Consider the following 14,847-nt stretch of genomic DNA (forward strand, 5'->3'; position numbering starts at 1 on the left):
TCGCGCGTCTGCGAAAATATAGAGGGTTTACGGATGGAGGGCGTTCAGCAAAAATTGCCTTTAGCCGTTGTTCGAGGCCAGCCGTTCAAGGTGATGCCAAAAGACCTCTTTATTCCACCAGAGGCGTTAGAGGTTTTTCTCGAGTCTTTTGAAGGGCCATTAGATCTTCTGCTTTATTTAATCCGCAAACAAAAACTTGATGTTGTAGATTTACCGGTTTTCTCTATTACGCAACAGTACCTTGAGTACGTTAATTTGCTGCAGGGAGCTCGTGTGGAGCTGGCGGCAGATTATCTTGTCATGGCAGCAACCTTAGCTGAGATTAAGTCTCGCTTATTGCTACCAAGGCCTGAAGTTGAGCATGAAGATGAAGAAGATCCTCGGGCCCAGTTGATCCGTCAATTGAAAGCCTATGAAGTGATCAAAGATGCGCAGGAAAAGCTGGATGAATTGCCTAGAATGGAGCGCGATTTATTTCAGGCAAAAGCGGTTCCTGCCGCCAACATCAAGCCTGAGTTACTGCCTCCAGAGGTCTCACTGACTGAGATTGCCAGAGCATTTTCATCAGTATTAAAGCGTATTGAAGCGACAGAAAGCCACCATGTCGTGCGAGAAGTGTTATCGACTCGCGAACGTATGGCACAGATTTTAGCGAAACTTAATGCTGAAACCTATTTACCGTTCGAAGCGCTGTTTGATTTTGAAGAGGGGCGCAGCGGTGTGGTCGTGAGTTTCCTAGCGTTAATGGAATTAGTTAAAGAGTTGCTGGTTGAGCTTGTGCAAGCTGAGCCATTTTCAACGATACATGTTAGGGCGTACTGATTGTCTCAGATAAATCCAGACCAGCTTAAGCAGTTAATTGAGGCCAGCCTATTTGTGTTGGCTAAGCCGATGACAATTAAAGCATTGAAAGAGACTGTATTGTCTCAATTTAATGTGTCACGGGTAAAAATTAAGGCATGTATCGATGAGTTACAGCTCGATTATGAGAATCGAGGTGTACAATTAGTAAAAGTAGCGGGAGGATATCGATTTCAGACATTGGCTGAGTTGAGTCCATTTTTACAACCGCTATGGCAAGAAAAAGCGCCGAAATATTCGCGTGCGACATTAGAAACGTTGGCGGTCATTGCTTACCGTCAACCCGTCACCCGAGGTGACATTGAGTTTGTCCGTGGGGTTGCTGTTAGCAGCCACATTATAAAAAGTTTAAACGATAGAAATTGGATTAAAGTTGTAGGACATAAAGAGGTGCCGGGAAGACCCGCGCTTTATGCAACGACGGTCGAGTTTCTAGCTTATTTCGGCTTAGACAGTATTGTGGAACTTCCACCTTTGTCAGATGCCGAATCATTGGCCGCACTTTTTTCATCGGAAAAAATCGTGGCCGAAAATACAGAAGAGTCTACTAATGAGTGAAAAATTGCAGAAAGTCTTGGCCCGTGCAGGCCATGGCTCCCGTCGTGAGATGGAGGCATGGATTGCTGCAGGTCGAGTTAGTGTTGACGGTGAAATTGCAAGCCTAGGTGATCGCGTTGAAACTGACGCTAAAATCCGTATCGATGGCCGTACAGTTTCTATTCGTGCTGAAGCAGATGTGGTTTGTCGAGTCATCGCCTACCATAAGCCTGAAGGTGAGATCTGTAGTCGTAAAGACCCAGAAGGTCGCCCAACGGTATTTGATCGTTTACCAAAAACTCGCGATTCACGCTGGGTTGCAGTAGGACGATTGGATATTAACACTTCAGGTCTATTGTTGTTTACCTCTGACGGTGAATTGGCAAACCGCCTGATGCACCCATCAAATGAAGTCGAGCGTGAATACGCTGTGCGTACGTTTGGTGAAGTGACCGATGGCTGTATTCAGCGTTTACGTATGGGCGTGACGCTAGAAGATGGCCCAGCTAACTTTGATAAAGTTAAAGCTGCTGGTGGCGAAGGCATGAACAAGTGGTGGCACGTTAGCTTAGCTGAAGGCCGTAACCGCGAAGTTCGACGCCTTTGGGAGTCACAAGAAGTTCAGGTGAGTCGTTTGATCCGTATTCGTTACGGTATGATTGAACTACCTAAAGCCCTGCCACGTGGTGGTTGGATTGAACTGCCAATTGAAGAAGTGAACTACTTACGCAAAACGGCTGGTATGGATGAAGAAACCCGTACATTACTAGGTACTGACAAGCACAGTGTTGCGCGTAACAAAGTACGTAGTGCTAAGATTAAGCGTGCTGTACACAAGCATAAAGTGGCTTCAGGTAAGCCCAAGCCTACGCGTCAGCGTAGCTAACTCTTATCTTAAGACGGGAGACTGTCTGAATAAAAAAGGCCGCTAATTTAGCGGCCTTTTTGTTGCTATCTTTTTGTGTCTATCCTGTGGTGCCGATAGTGTTTTGTTTCTATCGTGCCAGTATGGCGATGTTTCGCTTACTGAGCGTTAAGTTGCTGGCCGTTGATCTCTTTAGCGTCATCACCCATTAAATACAGGTAAGTGGCCATGATGTCATCTGGTGCTTTTAGGGTTTGTGGGTTCTCTGCAGGGAATGCATTTGCACGCATACCCGTGCGAGTAGCACCAGGATTGATGCTGTTAACACGCACATTAGTGCCTTCATACTCATGTGCTAAAGACTGCATCATGCCCTCTGTTGCGAATTTAGAGATAGCATATTCGCCCCAGTAGGCACGGCCTTGGCGACCAACACTGCTAGAAGTAAATACGAGTGATGCGCTGGTTGATTTACGCATAACAGGCAGCAGGGCCTTAGTCAGCATGATCTCTGCAATGACGTTCACTTGCATCACTTCATTTACGGTGCTCATTGTTATGTGTTCAAACGGACCTAAAACACCCAGTACACTGGCATTATGTAGCAACCCATCTAGCTTACCGAACTGCTCATCGATGGTGTCAGCCATATCTTTATAGTTTTGTTCTGTAGCACCTTTCAGATCGAGGGGAACAATGGCGGGTGTAGGGTAGCCCGCTTGTTCAATGTGATCATATACGGCTTCTAGTTTTTTAACTGTCTTGCCTAATAAAATCACCGTTGCGCCGTGCTTTGCAAAAGCGATCGCCGCGGCCTTGCCAATACCGTCTCCTGCCCCAGTCACTAAGATGGTTTTGTCTTTTAGTAAATCTTTTACTGCTTGATATTCCAACATGAGTTAATACTTCCTCAGAGCTCAAACGCCCGTCACTTCTAGAGTCGCTGATATGATAAACAGCCGTTTAAAACATACGATTAATTTTTGCCCGCTTAATTGGTGTTCGATTGTGACAAAAATGTAGCTAAGTCAATAATTTTACGTTAACTTGAATTCAGTTAAGGACTAACAATAAGTCCTCTTGGTCATACATTATTTACTATTGTGACCAATTTCGAAGTGAAAACAAAATTATTACAACAAGATTTGGGGAAAAAAGATGAAAAAACTCTTTTTGGGCGTAGCAATAACCTCTGCATTGGGGCTCACCGCGTGTAGCGAAGATACTTATGATGAATTAGTGGACAAAACTGAGCCTTTGGTCCCTCAGTCTGTTATGGTTTTTGATCCGGCTGATGGCCAACTCCCACTGCCAAACGATTTACTGTTTAATGGCACAATGGATGGCACTATCAATATTCCCAAAAGTGATGATCCAGATGCGCCAAGTGAAGAGAATGGTGATTATACTGACCCCCAAATTGCATTAGGTGCACTCGATGGTTGGTCGACGACATCACCAATTACTATCGATGTTATGCCAGCAACAGATAACGATGGCGCAGTGTTGACGATTGATGCCGCATCCGTTGCTCAGCCGGGTGCTGTTCGCGTATTTGAAGCAACCGTTGGCGGCGCACTGTCATCGGATCCTGAATGTAGCGGCGCACCTTCTGTCTCGGCCTGTAAAGTGGGCGATGAATTACAATTTGGCGTTGATTACGTTTCCCAAGCCTCAGGCAATAAAGTGGCGATTATCCCTCTTAAGCCACTAAAAGCTGGTCAGTCATATATTTATGCAACTACAACGCTTATTCAAGATTCCGCTGGGCGTCCAATTGCGCCGTCTGCCACTTACGGTTTATTAAAACTTGATATTGAAACTAAGCCATTAGAAACCCCTGACCAGCTGTTTTTACAAACTCTAGTTAACAGTTACGAAAAAGGTATGGCTGCAGCAGGTGGTCCGAATTCTGAAGAGGTGACTTACTCGGGACTATTTACGACGCAGTCAGTGGCTGATGTTTATGAGACCACCAAATTATTGATGGTTGACCCAAGAGAGGGCAACCCATACGCGCCCAAATTAACTGCAATGCCTGCTCCGGTTGTTATGGGCGGTAATGTGATTACAGTTGCCCAAGCCGCAGGTTTAACACCAGCAGATGGCCTTGCTTATGTGGTTTCAGATCTAGCGGATGTTTACAAGGCTGAAATTCAAGTGCCTATTTATGGCGACTGCTCTTCGGTTGCGTGTTTGGATGCAGATCTGAACCCTTTAATAAACGGCCACTGGAAAGCGCAAGGCGATAGCCCTGTTTCAGTGCTATTGGCGTTAGAAGCTCAAACGCTAAGCCAAGCCAATTATTTTGCCCAAGCAGAAGCTCAAGGCGTTGATGCGGTTGCAGCTTTGACCAATCCAGCGTTGCTTGCAGGTAAAACCTGGTTGTTAGATGATGGTACTCCTGCAGATCCAGCTAAGCATCTTACTAAGTTCAACCCAATCCCAGCGATTAAGGGATATGAGAAAGTTGCTGTACAAATAACCTTACCTAACGCGACTAAGCTTGCCGGTTTTTATCAGCAACAAGGCTTACCGTTTACGCCGCCGACTAACGGCTGGCCTACAACGATTGCTATGCATGGTTTAGGCGGCGGTAAAGAGATGGCTCTTGCTTATGCAGGTACTTACGCTGCATCAGGTATCGCGACTATATCAATTGATATGCCACTGCATGGTGCGCGCTCATTTGACGCCGATGGTGATGGCATTTATGAAGTATCAGCAACGGATCCAAGCTATGGCGCTGTTGTCGGTACACCCGATGCCTTTAAAAACGGTAATCCCCTGGCTTTTGTTAACATTGCGAGCACCTTGACTGTGCGTGATAATTTCCGCCAAGCAACGGTTGACCATTTAGCATTGCGTGCGGCACTAACAGGTTTATATCTAGGTCTTGCTCAAGCCCAGCAGCCTCAGGTTTTTGATATCAGCAAAATCAGTGCTCAGGGCTTAAGTTTAGGTGGCATCGTTGGTACAACGTTCTCCAACTATGCATCTACTGGTCTAAGAGATCCTGCAAGTGGCACTGAGTTGCCAAATGCTTATGTTGTTAATGCAGCATCTTTAGTGGCTCCTGCGGGTGGCCTAGCTGGTGCGTTTGCAGGCTCAGCAACCTTTGGTCCTGTACTATTTGACACCATAGTCGCTACAGAGTCATTCCAGGCTCTTGTTGATGAAGCCAATGTTAATGATGCACAAGAGGGCAGTGATGAATACAATGCGATTGTCGCAGCGGTTTACGCTGAGTTTATTCCAACCTTTGCGTTTGCAGTCCAAACAGCATTTGATAGCGCGGATCCGATTAACCACGCAACATCACTTGCAGGCACACAGCTACCTGTTCACTTAATCGAAGTGGTTGGCGATGGTAGCAATAAACCGGATCAGGTATTGCCAAATACGGTTGAGGGTTTCCCACTATCAGGTACTGAGCCTTTGATTGCGAATCTTGGTCTTAAGTGTATTGATAGAACAGAAGCTGGCTCAGGTGCGGTGCGCTTTAGTAAAGGCCACCATAGCTCAATTGTTAGCCCTGATGAGATTGATGGCGTAACAGATGGCATGGCGGCTCAAGCGACAGTTGAAATGCAGCAAGAAGTGGCAGCATTTGCGCTAACAGCAGGTAAAGGCTCTGCAACGATATTAGTGCAAGACAGCAGTGTGATTCAAAGCTGCCCGTAGGCTAGATTAGCTAGCGCATATTGCCGATTTTGTGCAAAAAAAGACCCAGCGAAAGCTGGGTTTTTTATTGGCATGTTTTATTGCCAAATAGGCTGGTAGAATAGCTCGCAATTGAAGAGATAGAATTGGTTTAGCTGGAGAATATTTTGGAATTTCTGTACGAGTACGGTTTGTTTTTGGCTAAGGCTGTCACTATCGTAGTGGCTATTTTGGCTGTCGTGATTGTAGTGCTGGCCTCAACGATTAAGCACAAGGCTGATAAGGGTGAACTTAAGCTAACGAATCTAAGTGATAACCTAAAGCTGTTGAAGCATGACTTGAAAGAAGAGTTGCTATCTAAGAAAGCATTTAAAGCTTATGAAAAGCAGTTAAAAGCTGACGAGAAAGCCAAAGAAAAAGAACAAAAAGATAACGTCGAAGAAACTGAACCTAAGGTTTTCGTTGTTGATTTTAAAGGCAGCATCGACGCGGGTGAAGTTGCGTCATTGCGAGAAGAGATCAGTGCCATTCTCGCTATTGCTGATAAAGGCGATGAAGTGATTGTTAATGTCGAAAGCGGCGGTGGTATGGTTCATGGCTATGGTTTAGCCTCAAGCCAGCTTGACCGTTTACGACAAGCTGAGATCCCATTAAGTATTTGTGTTGATAAAGTCGCTGCTAGTGGTGGTTATATGATGGCTTGTGTAGCGAATAAGATTTACTCTGCGCCGTTTGCTATTGTTGGCTCAATTGGTGTGGTTGCTCAGGTACCTAACTTTAATCGTTTATTGAAAAAGCACGATATTGATTATGAGCAGCATACTGCTGGCGACTTTAAGCGCACCTTAACCATCTTTGGCGAAAATACCGATGAAGGCCGTGAAAAGTTCCAAAAAGAGCTAGAAGAGACCCATGTACTCTTTAAAGAGTTCATTGCGAAATATCGTCCAGACCTAGATATTGCAAAGGTTGCTACAGGTGAGCACTGGTATGGTCAACAAGCGATTGAACTAGGCTTAGTTGATGAGATCTCAACCAGTGATGATGTGATCATGAATCTGGCAAAAGAGCGCACCGTTATTAAGGTGCGTTATCAGCTTAAGAAGACGCTGTCAGATAAGATTGCCCATGGTGCATCATTGTCATTTAACGCAATTTTTAATCAGTTTGCAGAGAAAAACCAGCCGCTTAAGTAATTGAGCCTCGGTTTTACCACCAGAAAAAACCTGCACTTTGCAGGTTTTTTTATGCTTAGAATTAACAGGGTTAATTAGCTATGCCATTACACTAAAACCATAACTCGTTATTGGACAAAAGTTTGTCGGCGCTTGCCGCTGAGGTAAATCTAAAGCCAAATCAATCAAACTTCGTTTGATAAAGGTCGTGAGCTTCCAGCTCACACACGGGCAAAAGGGGGACAACAGCTTCCCCCCTCTTGCATCACCCGAGCCGCCCCGACGAAGTTACATGCATTAGATACGGGCCTCATACTTATGGATAAATAGCTAACGCTTCCGATGGGGCATCCTGCCCCGCGAAAGCTACGCCGACATCCCTGTCGGCATCACGCGATTTATTCCAACGTACTTCGGCAACTTCGATGGGGAATTGGTGTTTTCTGTAAGCCAGCTGGGATTATTTAGCTTTGAAGTTATGGCAAAAATAAAAGGAGCTATAACTCACTTTTGGACAAAAATCATTTAGTTCTTAGACTCTGAGATTCACTCTGCGCATTACCATTAATAATGGATATCGTAAAAGTAGGGGTTCCCGTACTATTTGAAAGGTGGATGATTCACCGTTATTTATTGTAACAGACAAATTTGCCTACCTCAGTTCTTACAAGTAACTTCGCTCTTCGTCCTAAATGAGGCCTTGTTGATCAAATAACTGCTTGAGGTGCAGCTATACTAAGGTTTTCCGAGTTTATGCAGTTGTCTGTCTAACAGGCATACCTAGCTCTATGACTTTGTTCATCGCTTTTACACCAGCCAAAGCTTCCCCCGACCTGTGCATAGTAATCACGTAAGCTTAACTTGGATCTGATGAGCTGTTTATAACGATACATCGCGGTCTCCGATAGTGAGCGTTGATGGTAATTATTGTCATCTTCCCATTGCTTTAACTTCCCAGATTTCAATGCGTCAACTGCTTCACTTCGCGGGGGACCCTCTTCCCAATATCCTGCATTTGAACGCGGCGGAATAGTTGGTTTTGCACCTTTGTGTCGCAGTAATTTGTGACACTCTTTTGTGTCGTATGCACCATCGGCTGAGACTTGATTAACCTTCTGGCGAAGCGGGTTGAGCATTGTCGGTACTTACAAGATCAGATCACAGAGCGCCCAAATGGTTCCTTCGATTTAGGCAACAACGCCCCTAAATGAGCTGAACAGTGGAAGGTCACAAAGATTGCTCAACTAATTCATACTTATCCAAATCCAACTTCATATGATAGATACCATCGTATTGCTCCGTAATAAATGATTTAAAAGTACGATAAGGATTTGGGTCATCTGATAACTCTTCAAATAAATCCTTGAATCCTTTAACATCAGAGTTAGCGCCTAAGTAGATCCTTTTTAGTGCTTTATAGCCAACATATTGGTAGAACTGCGTATTGGTTTCACTCGAGTTAAGCCAAACATCAAATAATTTATCTAGATCACATTGATTAGGACTAAGATGAGTTAAATGAAACTTCTCAGTGAACCGAGGATTATCAGTGGAGTTTGTATAATTAAAACCCAGCTTTTTCATGTCATTTATCGAGCCCTTACTATGAAGATCAAATGCAACTTTCATCATTAGGTTTACAGGTAATACTAGCCTGTATTCTTCCTCTTTTTTCCATGGCATAGATTTAGTTAGAAAGTAGTATGTTCTTACTTCATTTAAGTTTTTAAATGCTCCCTTAAAAGCCCTAAAGTCAGAATAGTTAACATTGCCCTGTATCTTGTCTGAATACAGGCGGGTTGTCTCATGGATTTCATCGAGATCAAATTCTAGCATTACACCTTTATGCGAATCTGCATAATGACTCCACATTAGCAAATCATTGAAATTTTTAGAAAACGACACAATGCCAAAATAGTCCATAATACCTTCAAAGTTATGAATTATTAAATCTGGATACTTAGATAAAGACTTTTCGCCTTTAAATATTTCTACAATTCTATCTTTAGTCTGTTGTGTTGGACTGCATTCAAATGGGTCATTTAATGCAGGTTTAGGTGTTACTCTGATCCAAGGGGCTTTCAAGAACGAAATAGCGGCGACTTTGCTCATATACTTATAAACAGGTTTCATTGAATTATTTCCCTTTGAACGTCACAATTAGGTTAATTTTATGGGGCTTCAAAGTTCACACAAGCATATGACTTAAGGTTTCTATTGGAAATTTACATTACCCTCCATTACGGAAATCCAAAAACAGAATAGCTATAAAATTCTATTTCCGCCTAGCAAGTTTCGCTGCGAGTTTGACTATGCGTTTGTCGTAGTTGTCAGTCCATCCTTGCTTTAGGGCTTTTTGTGATAGTTTGATAGCCCCCTCAAGATCGCCTTCCTTTTCAAGAATAATAGCCATCTGCTTATAACCAACATGAGAAGGAAGTGTTTGTGGAGTACCATAACCTTCAAGTTTACGTCCCAATATTCCCTCAAGTTTTTTAAGACTAACTCCTTTGGGCTGGACGGGTTTACTGAATGTTTTGGCTGAATGAGTGGATATTGATATCTGCAACCAGCAAAGCTCTTTTGCTTTTTGGTAATGAGCTTGATCATCTCGTTGGCGGTAATGATGTTTTATTAAGCCTGTTAGTGCTAAATGAATATCTTTGAAGTTCTTTCGAGGCTGATTTAGTGCCTCTTTTACTGTTTCCTCAGTTTTATTAGCAACGATTGCCTTTGCCCCATCAGTTGCAACACAAGCTAACACGTCTAAAAAACAGCATTTACCTGTCTCACAGTTATCATTTCCAATAATCTTAGCATACAGATAAGGCACTCCAAGGGTGAAACCCATTGGTTGATAGTCTTTGGCAATTTGATTACGTTGTTCTGGTGTTAATGATGTATTCCACCATTCCTTTAAATCGTACTTATCAAGGATATCCATATTCGATTTCATAAGTAATAACGCATAATCTATTGTAGAGCACTGGAATAGGAAATTGAATCAATAAATAATCAATGAGTTTTGTCCCCTATCATAAATCTAATAATGACTAAATCTAGTTTACGATAATCCCTCAAATTACTATTTCTATGGCAAATTTGATGCAACTAGCAAAACTAGAGCTCAAGCTATAACTGATTTTGGGGCATTTCCAAGCTAGCAATCAAACCTATACGGCCCAAATGAAGGCACCAATTACCCAGTGTAGATTCGGCTGAAGCCGTCGAAAACAGGGATGTTTTCGTTGAGTCTACACGGACGTACTTGAGGCGAGCTTCAGCAGTGTCTGCACATACGCCCGCTGCAGGCGATTGATAGCCATGAAGCTACAAGTTCAAACACTCTACTTGATAACACCAACCCAAAAATAAATGTAATCAATCTTCATTTGAAGGCTAACCAACTTTGGGGCATTTTCAAGTTAGAAACCGAACCATTAGTTCCTAATTTTGTACAGCAATTACCACGTGTAGATACGGCCGTGACCGTCCATGACATGGACGTCATGGCCGAGCCTCCAGGGAAGGACTTGCTGCGTGTCACGGTAGTGTCTGCACATACCCCGCTGGAGGCGATGGATAAAAACATGATAGACAGGCATTGTTAATGGCATCAATAGGATTAATCATGCCTGGCTTGTTGGTTTAGTTATGTTGGTTTAGTTATGTTGGTTTAGTTATGTTGGTTTATCGAAGAGGCATCTAATGAAGGAACATATTCACATGTTGTTTGTTGCCAATAAGGCCTAGGTTTGCCGAAGGGGTTTAACTTATGCGGTTTGTTTGGTATATTTTATACAATGAGTCCTGTGTGATGTAATTTTTAATAAAAAGGTAATATGATGGAAACAAATAGTACAGATTGGCGATATACAGTTATGCCGGCCGTGTTTACATGGCTAAAAGAGTCAGAATCCGGTGCCGTTGAAATAGACCTTGAAGCAACCCAAAAATACGCTGCAGATATTTTGAAAGTTCAAGGCAAGGGCGGAAGCAGAATGGGTGGGCTTGTCGGCTCTGGCACTCTGGGTGAGAATAGCTACCTAAGCTCTGAACAGCGTCTTTCTTTACTTAAAGCCCTTTCTGATGTTGCTAAACAATATAATGTTCCATTAATCAGCGGCGCTGCGGCCGAAACTAAAGAAGAGCTGGCTAAAATCGTTGCAGAACTCGCGACGGTTGGAGTGGATACTGTAATGGTGATGCCACCCAAAACTAAGGAAGCGCCTTCTGATGAAGAAATGTATGCTTACTATGAGCTTTCTGCAATAGCTGCAAAAGAGGCGGGCATAACAATTATGCCTTACAACAACCCAGATGCAGCCGGATATCATGCGCTTTCAACAGATATTCTTAGAAAACTTGCAGCTCTACCTGAAGTAACGGCTCTTAAAATATCAACTACAGATGTTTCAACTATCGAAACGCTGATGTTAGAGAACAAAGATTTAAAAATCTTGGCAGGTGTTGACACTGTAACTGTACATGCAGGACTTGCTGGCGCATGCGGTGGTATTACCGGTGTAGGGTGTATATTCCCAAAAGCGAGTGTCTCTATGCAAGAGTACGTTAATAATGGCGAATGGGCTGAGGCGAACAAAATTTCTCAGGCTATGAATTCTATCTCATACCTTGATGCTCAACCATTGCTTATGGAATACCTTAAGTTTGCTTTTGGTATTCACCATAATGACGCTGATGGCGGTCTTCTTACCCTTGGTAAGAAGCTAACTCAAGAGCAAATTGATGATGTCCGCGCAAGATATCTTCTAGCGAAAGAAAGACTTGAAGTTCTGGGTTTAGCTGACTAATCCTTTCAAATCTTCAAAAAGAGAAAGCTCCGTTTTTACGGGGCTTTTTGTTTCCGCCTTCAGAATTAAAAAGCGTGCTTAATTTGGAGGGATTATCAAGATATTCCTTTTTTAAATCTTGTAGCCTACAGGCAAGTCATAATCGGTTATGCCTATTGCACCAATATCATGGTCTATTGCTTTCTTAAATAATGTAACAACGTAATTATCCCTGTCAGTCCCATTTTCGCCACTCAGGACCCTTAGGGTAAATTTGCATTGTTAACTCCATTTAAAATTAAAACTTTTAGACTGAAAACATTTAGGTGCCTAAGAAATTAGGGTCTTACCAGACCATCCAGACCATCCAGACCATCCAGACCATCCAGACCATCCAGACCATCCAGACCATCCAGACCATCCAGACCATCCATGTTTCTCGTTCGTAGCATAAAGCTTTGCTCGCTGGCTTCAGTAATGTTTGCGCATGCGCCCGCAGCAGGCGATTGATAACCATGAAGCAATAATCCAGAACACACTTCCCCGTAGCGAATACAAAAAATGCAATCAGCCTTCATTCGAAGGTAAGCATATTTTTTAAGCTTAAATTAATAAAAGGCTATTAATTCTTATTTAGATCCGCTAAAAATATTATTACCGTTCATCAGTTTTTGAGTGCAATGCAACAGGCCTGCAGTTATAAACCACATATGAGGGTAGGTGATCAGTCATATCCTGCCTATGAGCTAAAGAACTTACTTTGCTATCTTAAACAGCATTATTCGCCAGCATCTGTCGCTCAGCTATATGCAGATATTGGCATCGGTGAGGCTGAACTTATGCTGAGTGAGTTTGTGTATGTGTGGCAGGTTGATTATGCAATGAGCTATATCCGCCGCTTGAGCCAAGATCCTGAGGTTGCAGCAAAAGCTGCAACGGCATATCGAGTGATAGATCTGGCTGTATTACTGCCTTATTTAGCTGAATTTAACACTTTGGGACAATGCTTACAGTTCGCTGTCTCTCACCCTGAACTTGTAGGCAGCTTTTCTGACACCTTGCTGAGAAATTATGACGGTAAGCTGCATGTTAGATGGTTAAATACCAATAAAGTCGATACAGAGCGTTATAGCAGTCAGTTCCAGCATAGTCTCTGCTCTTTGTTGGCATTTGCTAAGGAGTTGACTGGGAACAATATCCGACTCTGTCAGGTGAATTTTGCTGAGGCTGAACGTGGGGCTGAGTTTCTCATTAACCAGTCTGGTGCTGACGTTCATTTCAACTGTGAATTTTTTGAGTGGTCGATTGAGCACCGATATCTTAATTTGCCGATAATCTTTAAGTTTGAGCAGCCTGTTAATCGGCTATGCATTGATAATTCGGGATCTTATGTTTCTGATGTTTTGAGTGTTTTACGATTACACGCACCAGAGCTACCGAGCATGGAGGCGATGGCTGAAACACAAAATATGAGTGCTAGAACCTTTAGGCGTAAGTTGGCCAATGCTAATACCAGTTATCAAAAGCTGGTGGATCAAGTTCGCTGCCAAATGGCGATAGACTTGATTTTAACCAGTGATTATTCGATTGAAGCGATCTCGGAACTGATGGGCTTTAGCGATGTGAGCCATTTCAGACAGAGTTTTAAGCACTGGATTGGTCATCCTCCTGGTCACTTTCATCGGTTAAATCGCCCACTTACAGAGAGTGTTACTCGTAACTAGGCGACGGTTCTGCCGCCTATATCGCGAATTAATTTCAGTGCTGACAGTTACCTACCTCAGGTGCCATCTCATCAATCCATTGCTCAATGAGCGCTACTGCATCAGTATGAGCGATACTGCGGCCAATGGGCGGCATCCTGTCCTTGGCTGAATTTAACTCCTGTCGATACACCAAAATCGAATGGTCTCCGTCTCCAGGAATAATATCGTAAGACAGTCCTCTTGCACCGCCATCCCAACCAGGAGGTTGTTTACAAATCCCGTATTCAAAGCTGGTATGGTCAACATAGAAGCCCAGTCTTAATCCTGAAATACTGGCAAACCCTTGCGGGTTATGACAATGGGCGCAATTAATGTCGAGATAGCCTTTTGCTCTGCTTGTGAGTGGTGCTGACTCATCAAAAATATCATAAGCCTTACCGACATTGCCAAGAGCGGGTAAACCCGTTAGCCTGCCAGTTTGTTGCCAAAGGTGGAGCTGGTTTATCTGAGAACCTTGATAACGGACTTCGCGATTAAGCAGGTGCGCTTTTAAGCCGATCGGCTCAATACGACTGCTATCGCTACTGGTTTGGTGGCATAACTTACATTCAGCTCGACTGGGAACGTGATAATCAAAACTTTGGCTCGTGCCTTTATGGTTTAGTGTATGTGAAATGTCTTTTCCGGCGACCTGCAGTGTAGCTTCTCCGTCTTGCCAGATATAGGGCAGCGTCGTCCAGCCAGTGTCTCTGTGGATCAAAAGCCGTGTTTCAATCAATACTTCGTTATTTGCACCGGTAACTTGCGTATCAAATGGCAAAGAGAAGGTTTTCACCAGCACCGTTCCAACTGGCATATCGAAGGTTCCGGTAGGGTCAAAAGCGATAACTTTATCTTCAGGCACAAAAATAAAGCGGTGTTTGCTGGCATAGTTAGAGAAAAGTTGAGTCGATAGTTGGTAGTTTATCCCCGGAGCCACAGGGGAGCGTGTAGGGATACTGGGGTCGATAAATAAGCCATATTGAGCCAAAGAGTCACACTCTTCATTCATCAATGCGTCCCAATTTACCTCAGTCGTATTGGCTTCGCAGGCAGAGCTTGGAGCCGAGTCTGATGTGGGATCTGGAGTGGGTTCAGGAGTGACGCTAGGAGTATCTGGCTGTATAGCCACTTCAGCCGGCTCATCAGAGCCACCGCAGCTCATTAAAGGCATGAGTAGGGTAAGTAAAATGAGTTTACGCATACAT

At 43.5% G+C, this 14,847-nt stretch carries 11 protein-coding genes and 1 pseudogene; 7 read left to right on the forward strand and 5 right to left on the reverse strand.

Annotation, left to right across the window (positions count from 1 at the left end; genetic code table 11):
• Positions 1 to 33: 33 nt before the first annotated feature.
• From ACVBIU_RS14820 to rluB, 3 genes are read left to right on the forward strand one after another with little or no spacing between them, the layout of a single operon-like run.
• Positions 34 to 822: a segregation and condensation protein A gene (locus ACVBIU_RS14820; RefSeq protein WP_447162065.1), complete on the forward strand. Its 789-nt coding sequence runs from the start codon at positions 34 to 36 to the stop codon at positions 820 to 822.
• Positions 823 to 1,419 carry an SMC-Scp complex subunit ScpB gene (scpB, locus tag ACVBIU_RS14825; protein WP_447162066.1) on the forward strand — a complete coding sequence of 199 codons (597 nt, stop codon included), beginning with the start codon at positions 823 to 825 and terminating at the stop codon, positions 1,417 to 1,419.
• Positions 1,412 to 2,284, forward strand: coding sequence for a 23S rRNA pseudouridine(2605) synthase RluB (rluB, locus tag ACVBIU_RS14830; protein WP_447162067.1), 873 nt, complete (start codon positions 1,412 to 1,414; stop codon positions 2,282 to 2,284). The genes scpB and rluB overlap by 8 nt, the downstream gene beginning before the upstream one ends.
• Positions 2,285 to 2,421: 137 nt before the next feature.
• On the opposite strand, the gene ACVBIU_RS14835 is transcribed toward rluB, so the two are convergent.
• Positions 2,422 to 3,159, reverse strand: a complete 738-nt coding sequence (locus ACVBIU_RS14835; RefSeq protein ID WP_447162068.1) for a YciK family oxidoreductase — start codon at positions 3,157 to 3,159, stop codon at positions 2,422 to 2,424.
• A 262-nt stretch (positions 3,160 to 3,421) separates the two neighbouring features.
• Between ACVBIU_RS14835 and ACVBIU_RS14840 the strand changes: the two genes are divergently transcribed.
• Together ACVBIU_RS14840 and sohB are read left to right on the forward strand one after the other, a co-directional pair.
• Positions 3,422 to 5,947: a VolA/Pla-1 family phospholipase gene (locus ACVBIU_RS14840; RefSeq protein WP_447164145.1), complete on the forward strand. Its 2,526-nt coding sequence runs from the start codon at positions 3,422 to 3,424 to the stop codon at positions 5,945 to 5,947.
• A gap of 146 nt (positions 5,948 to 6,093) precedes the next feature.
• A complete protein-coding gene (sohB, locus tag ACVBIU_RS14845) occupies positions 6,094 to 7,122 on the forward strand; it encodes a protease SohB (RefSeq protein WP_447162070.1) in 1,029 nt (342 codons plus the stop codon).
• A 730-nt stretch (positions 7,123 to 7,852) separates the two neighbouring features.
• Here sohB and ACVBIU_RS14850 read toward each other — a convergent pair.
• From ACVBIU_RS14850 to ACVBIU_RS14860, 3 genes and pseudogenes are all read right to left on the reverse strand, one after another.
• Positions 7,853 to 8,246: pseudogene (locus ACVBIU_RS14850) on the reverse strand (transposase); the annotation flags it as partial.
• Positions 8,247 to 8,328: 82 nt separating this feature from the next.
• On the reverse strand, positions 8,329 to 9,234 hold the full coding sequence (locus tag ACVBIU_RS14855) for a DUF2971 domain-containing protein (protein ID WP_447164146.1): 906 nt from the start codon (positions 9,232 to 9,234) through the stop codon (positions 8,329 to 8,331).
• 142 nt (positions 9,235 to 9,376) lie between these two features.
• A complete protein-coding gene (locus tag ACVBIU_RS14860; protein WP_447164147.1) occupies positions 9,377 to 10,045 on the reverse strand; it encodes a hypothetical protein in 669 nt (222 codons plus the stop codon).
• A 901-nt stretch (positions 10,046 to 10,946) separates the two neighbouring features.
• Between ACVBIU_RS14860 and ACVBIU_RS14865 the strand changes: the two genes are divergently transcribed.
• Both ACVBIU_RS14865 and ACVBIU_RS14870 read left to right on the forward strand, forming a co-directional pair.
• A complete protein-coding gene (locus ACVBIU_RS14865) occupies positions 10,947 to 11,915 on the forward strand; it encodes a dihydrodipicolinate synthase family protein (RefSeq protein WP_447161731.1) in 969 nt (322 codons plus the stop codon).
• Between the two features lie 689 nt (positions 11,916 to 12,604).
• Entirely contained in the window at positions 12,605 to 13,618 is a 1,014-nt protein-coding gene (locus ACVBIU_RS14870) for a helix-turn-helix domain-containing protein (protein WP_447164946.1), read from the forward strand.
• A gap of 34 nt (positions 13,619 to 13,652) precedes the next feature.
• Here the strand turns inward: ACVBIU_RS14870 and ACVBIU_RS14875 are convergent, their stop codons facing one another.
• Positions 13,653 to 14,843 (reverse strand): SO2930 family diheme c-type cytochrome, encoded by a 1,191-nt coding sequence (locus tag ACVBIU_RS14875; RefSeq protein ID WP_447164148.1) that lies wholly within the window; start codon positions 14,841 to 14,843, stop codon positions 13,653 to 13,655.
• Positions 14,844 to 14,847: the final 4 nt, after the last annotated feature.

It is taken from the genome of Shewanella sp. 30m-14 (genome assembly GCF_052977125.1).

Coding starts and splice junctions, on each gene's coding strand:
- ACVBIU_RS14855 (WP_447164146.1), bottom strand. CDS start 9,234: ATGAAACCTGTTTATAAGTATATGAGCAAAGTCGCCGCTATTTCGTTC.
- ACVBIU_RS14875 (WP_447164148.1), bottom strand. CDS start 14,843: ATGCGTAAACTCATTTTACTTACCCTACTCATGCCTTTAATGAGCTGC.
- ACVBIU_RS14870 (WP_447164946.1), top strand. CDS start 12,605: ATGAGGGTAGGTGATCAGTCATATCCTGCCTATGAGCTAAAGAACTTA.
- rluB (WP_447162067.1), top strand. CDS start 1,412: ATGAGTGAAAAATTGCAGAAAGTCTTGGCCCGTGCAGGCCATGGCTCC.
- ACVBIU_RS14860 (WP_447164147.1), bottom strand. CDS start 10,045: ATGGATATCCTTGATAAGTACGATTTAAAGGAATGGTGGAATACATCA.
- ACVBIU_RS14865 (WP_447161731.1), top strand. CDS start 10,947: ATGGAAACAAATAGTACAGATTGGCGATATACAGTTATGCCGGCCGTG.
- ACVBIU_RS14835 (WP_447162068.1), bottom strand. CDS start 3,159: ATGTTGGAATATCAAGCAGTAAAAGATTTACTAAAAGACAAAACCATC.
- ACVBIU_RS14820 (WP_447162065.1), top strand. CDS start 34: ATGGAGGGCGTTCAGCAAAAATTGCCTTTAGCCGTTGTTCGAGGCCAG.
- ACVBIU_RS14840 (WP_447164145.1), top strand. CDS start 3,422: ATGAAAAAACTCTTTTTGGGCGTAGCAATAACCTCTGCATTGGGGCTC.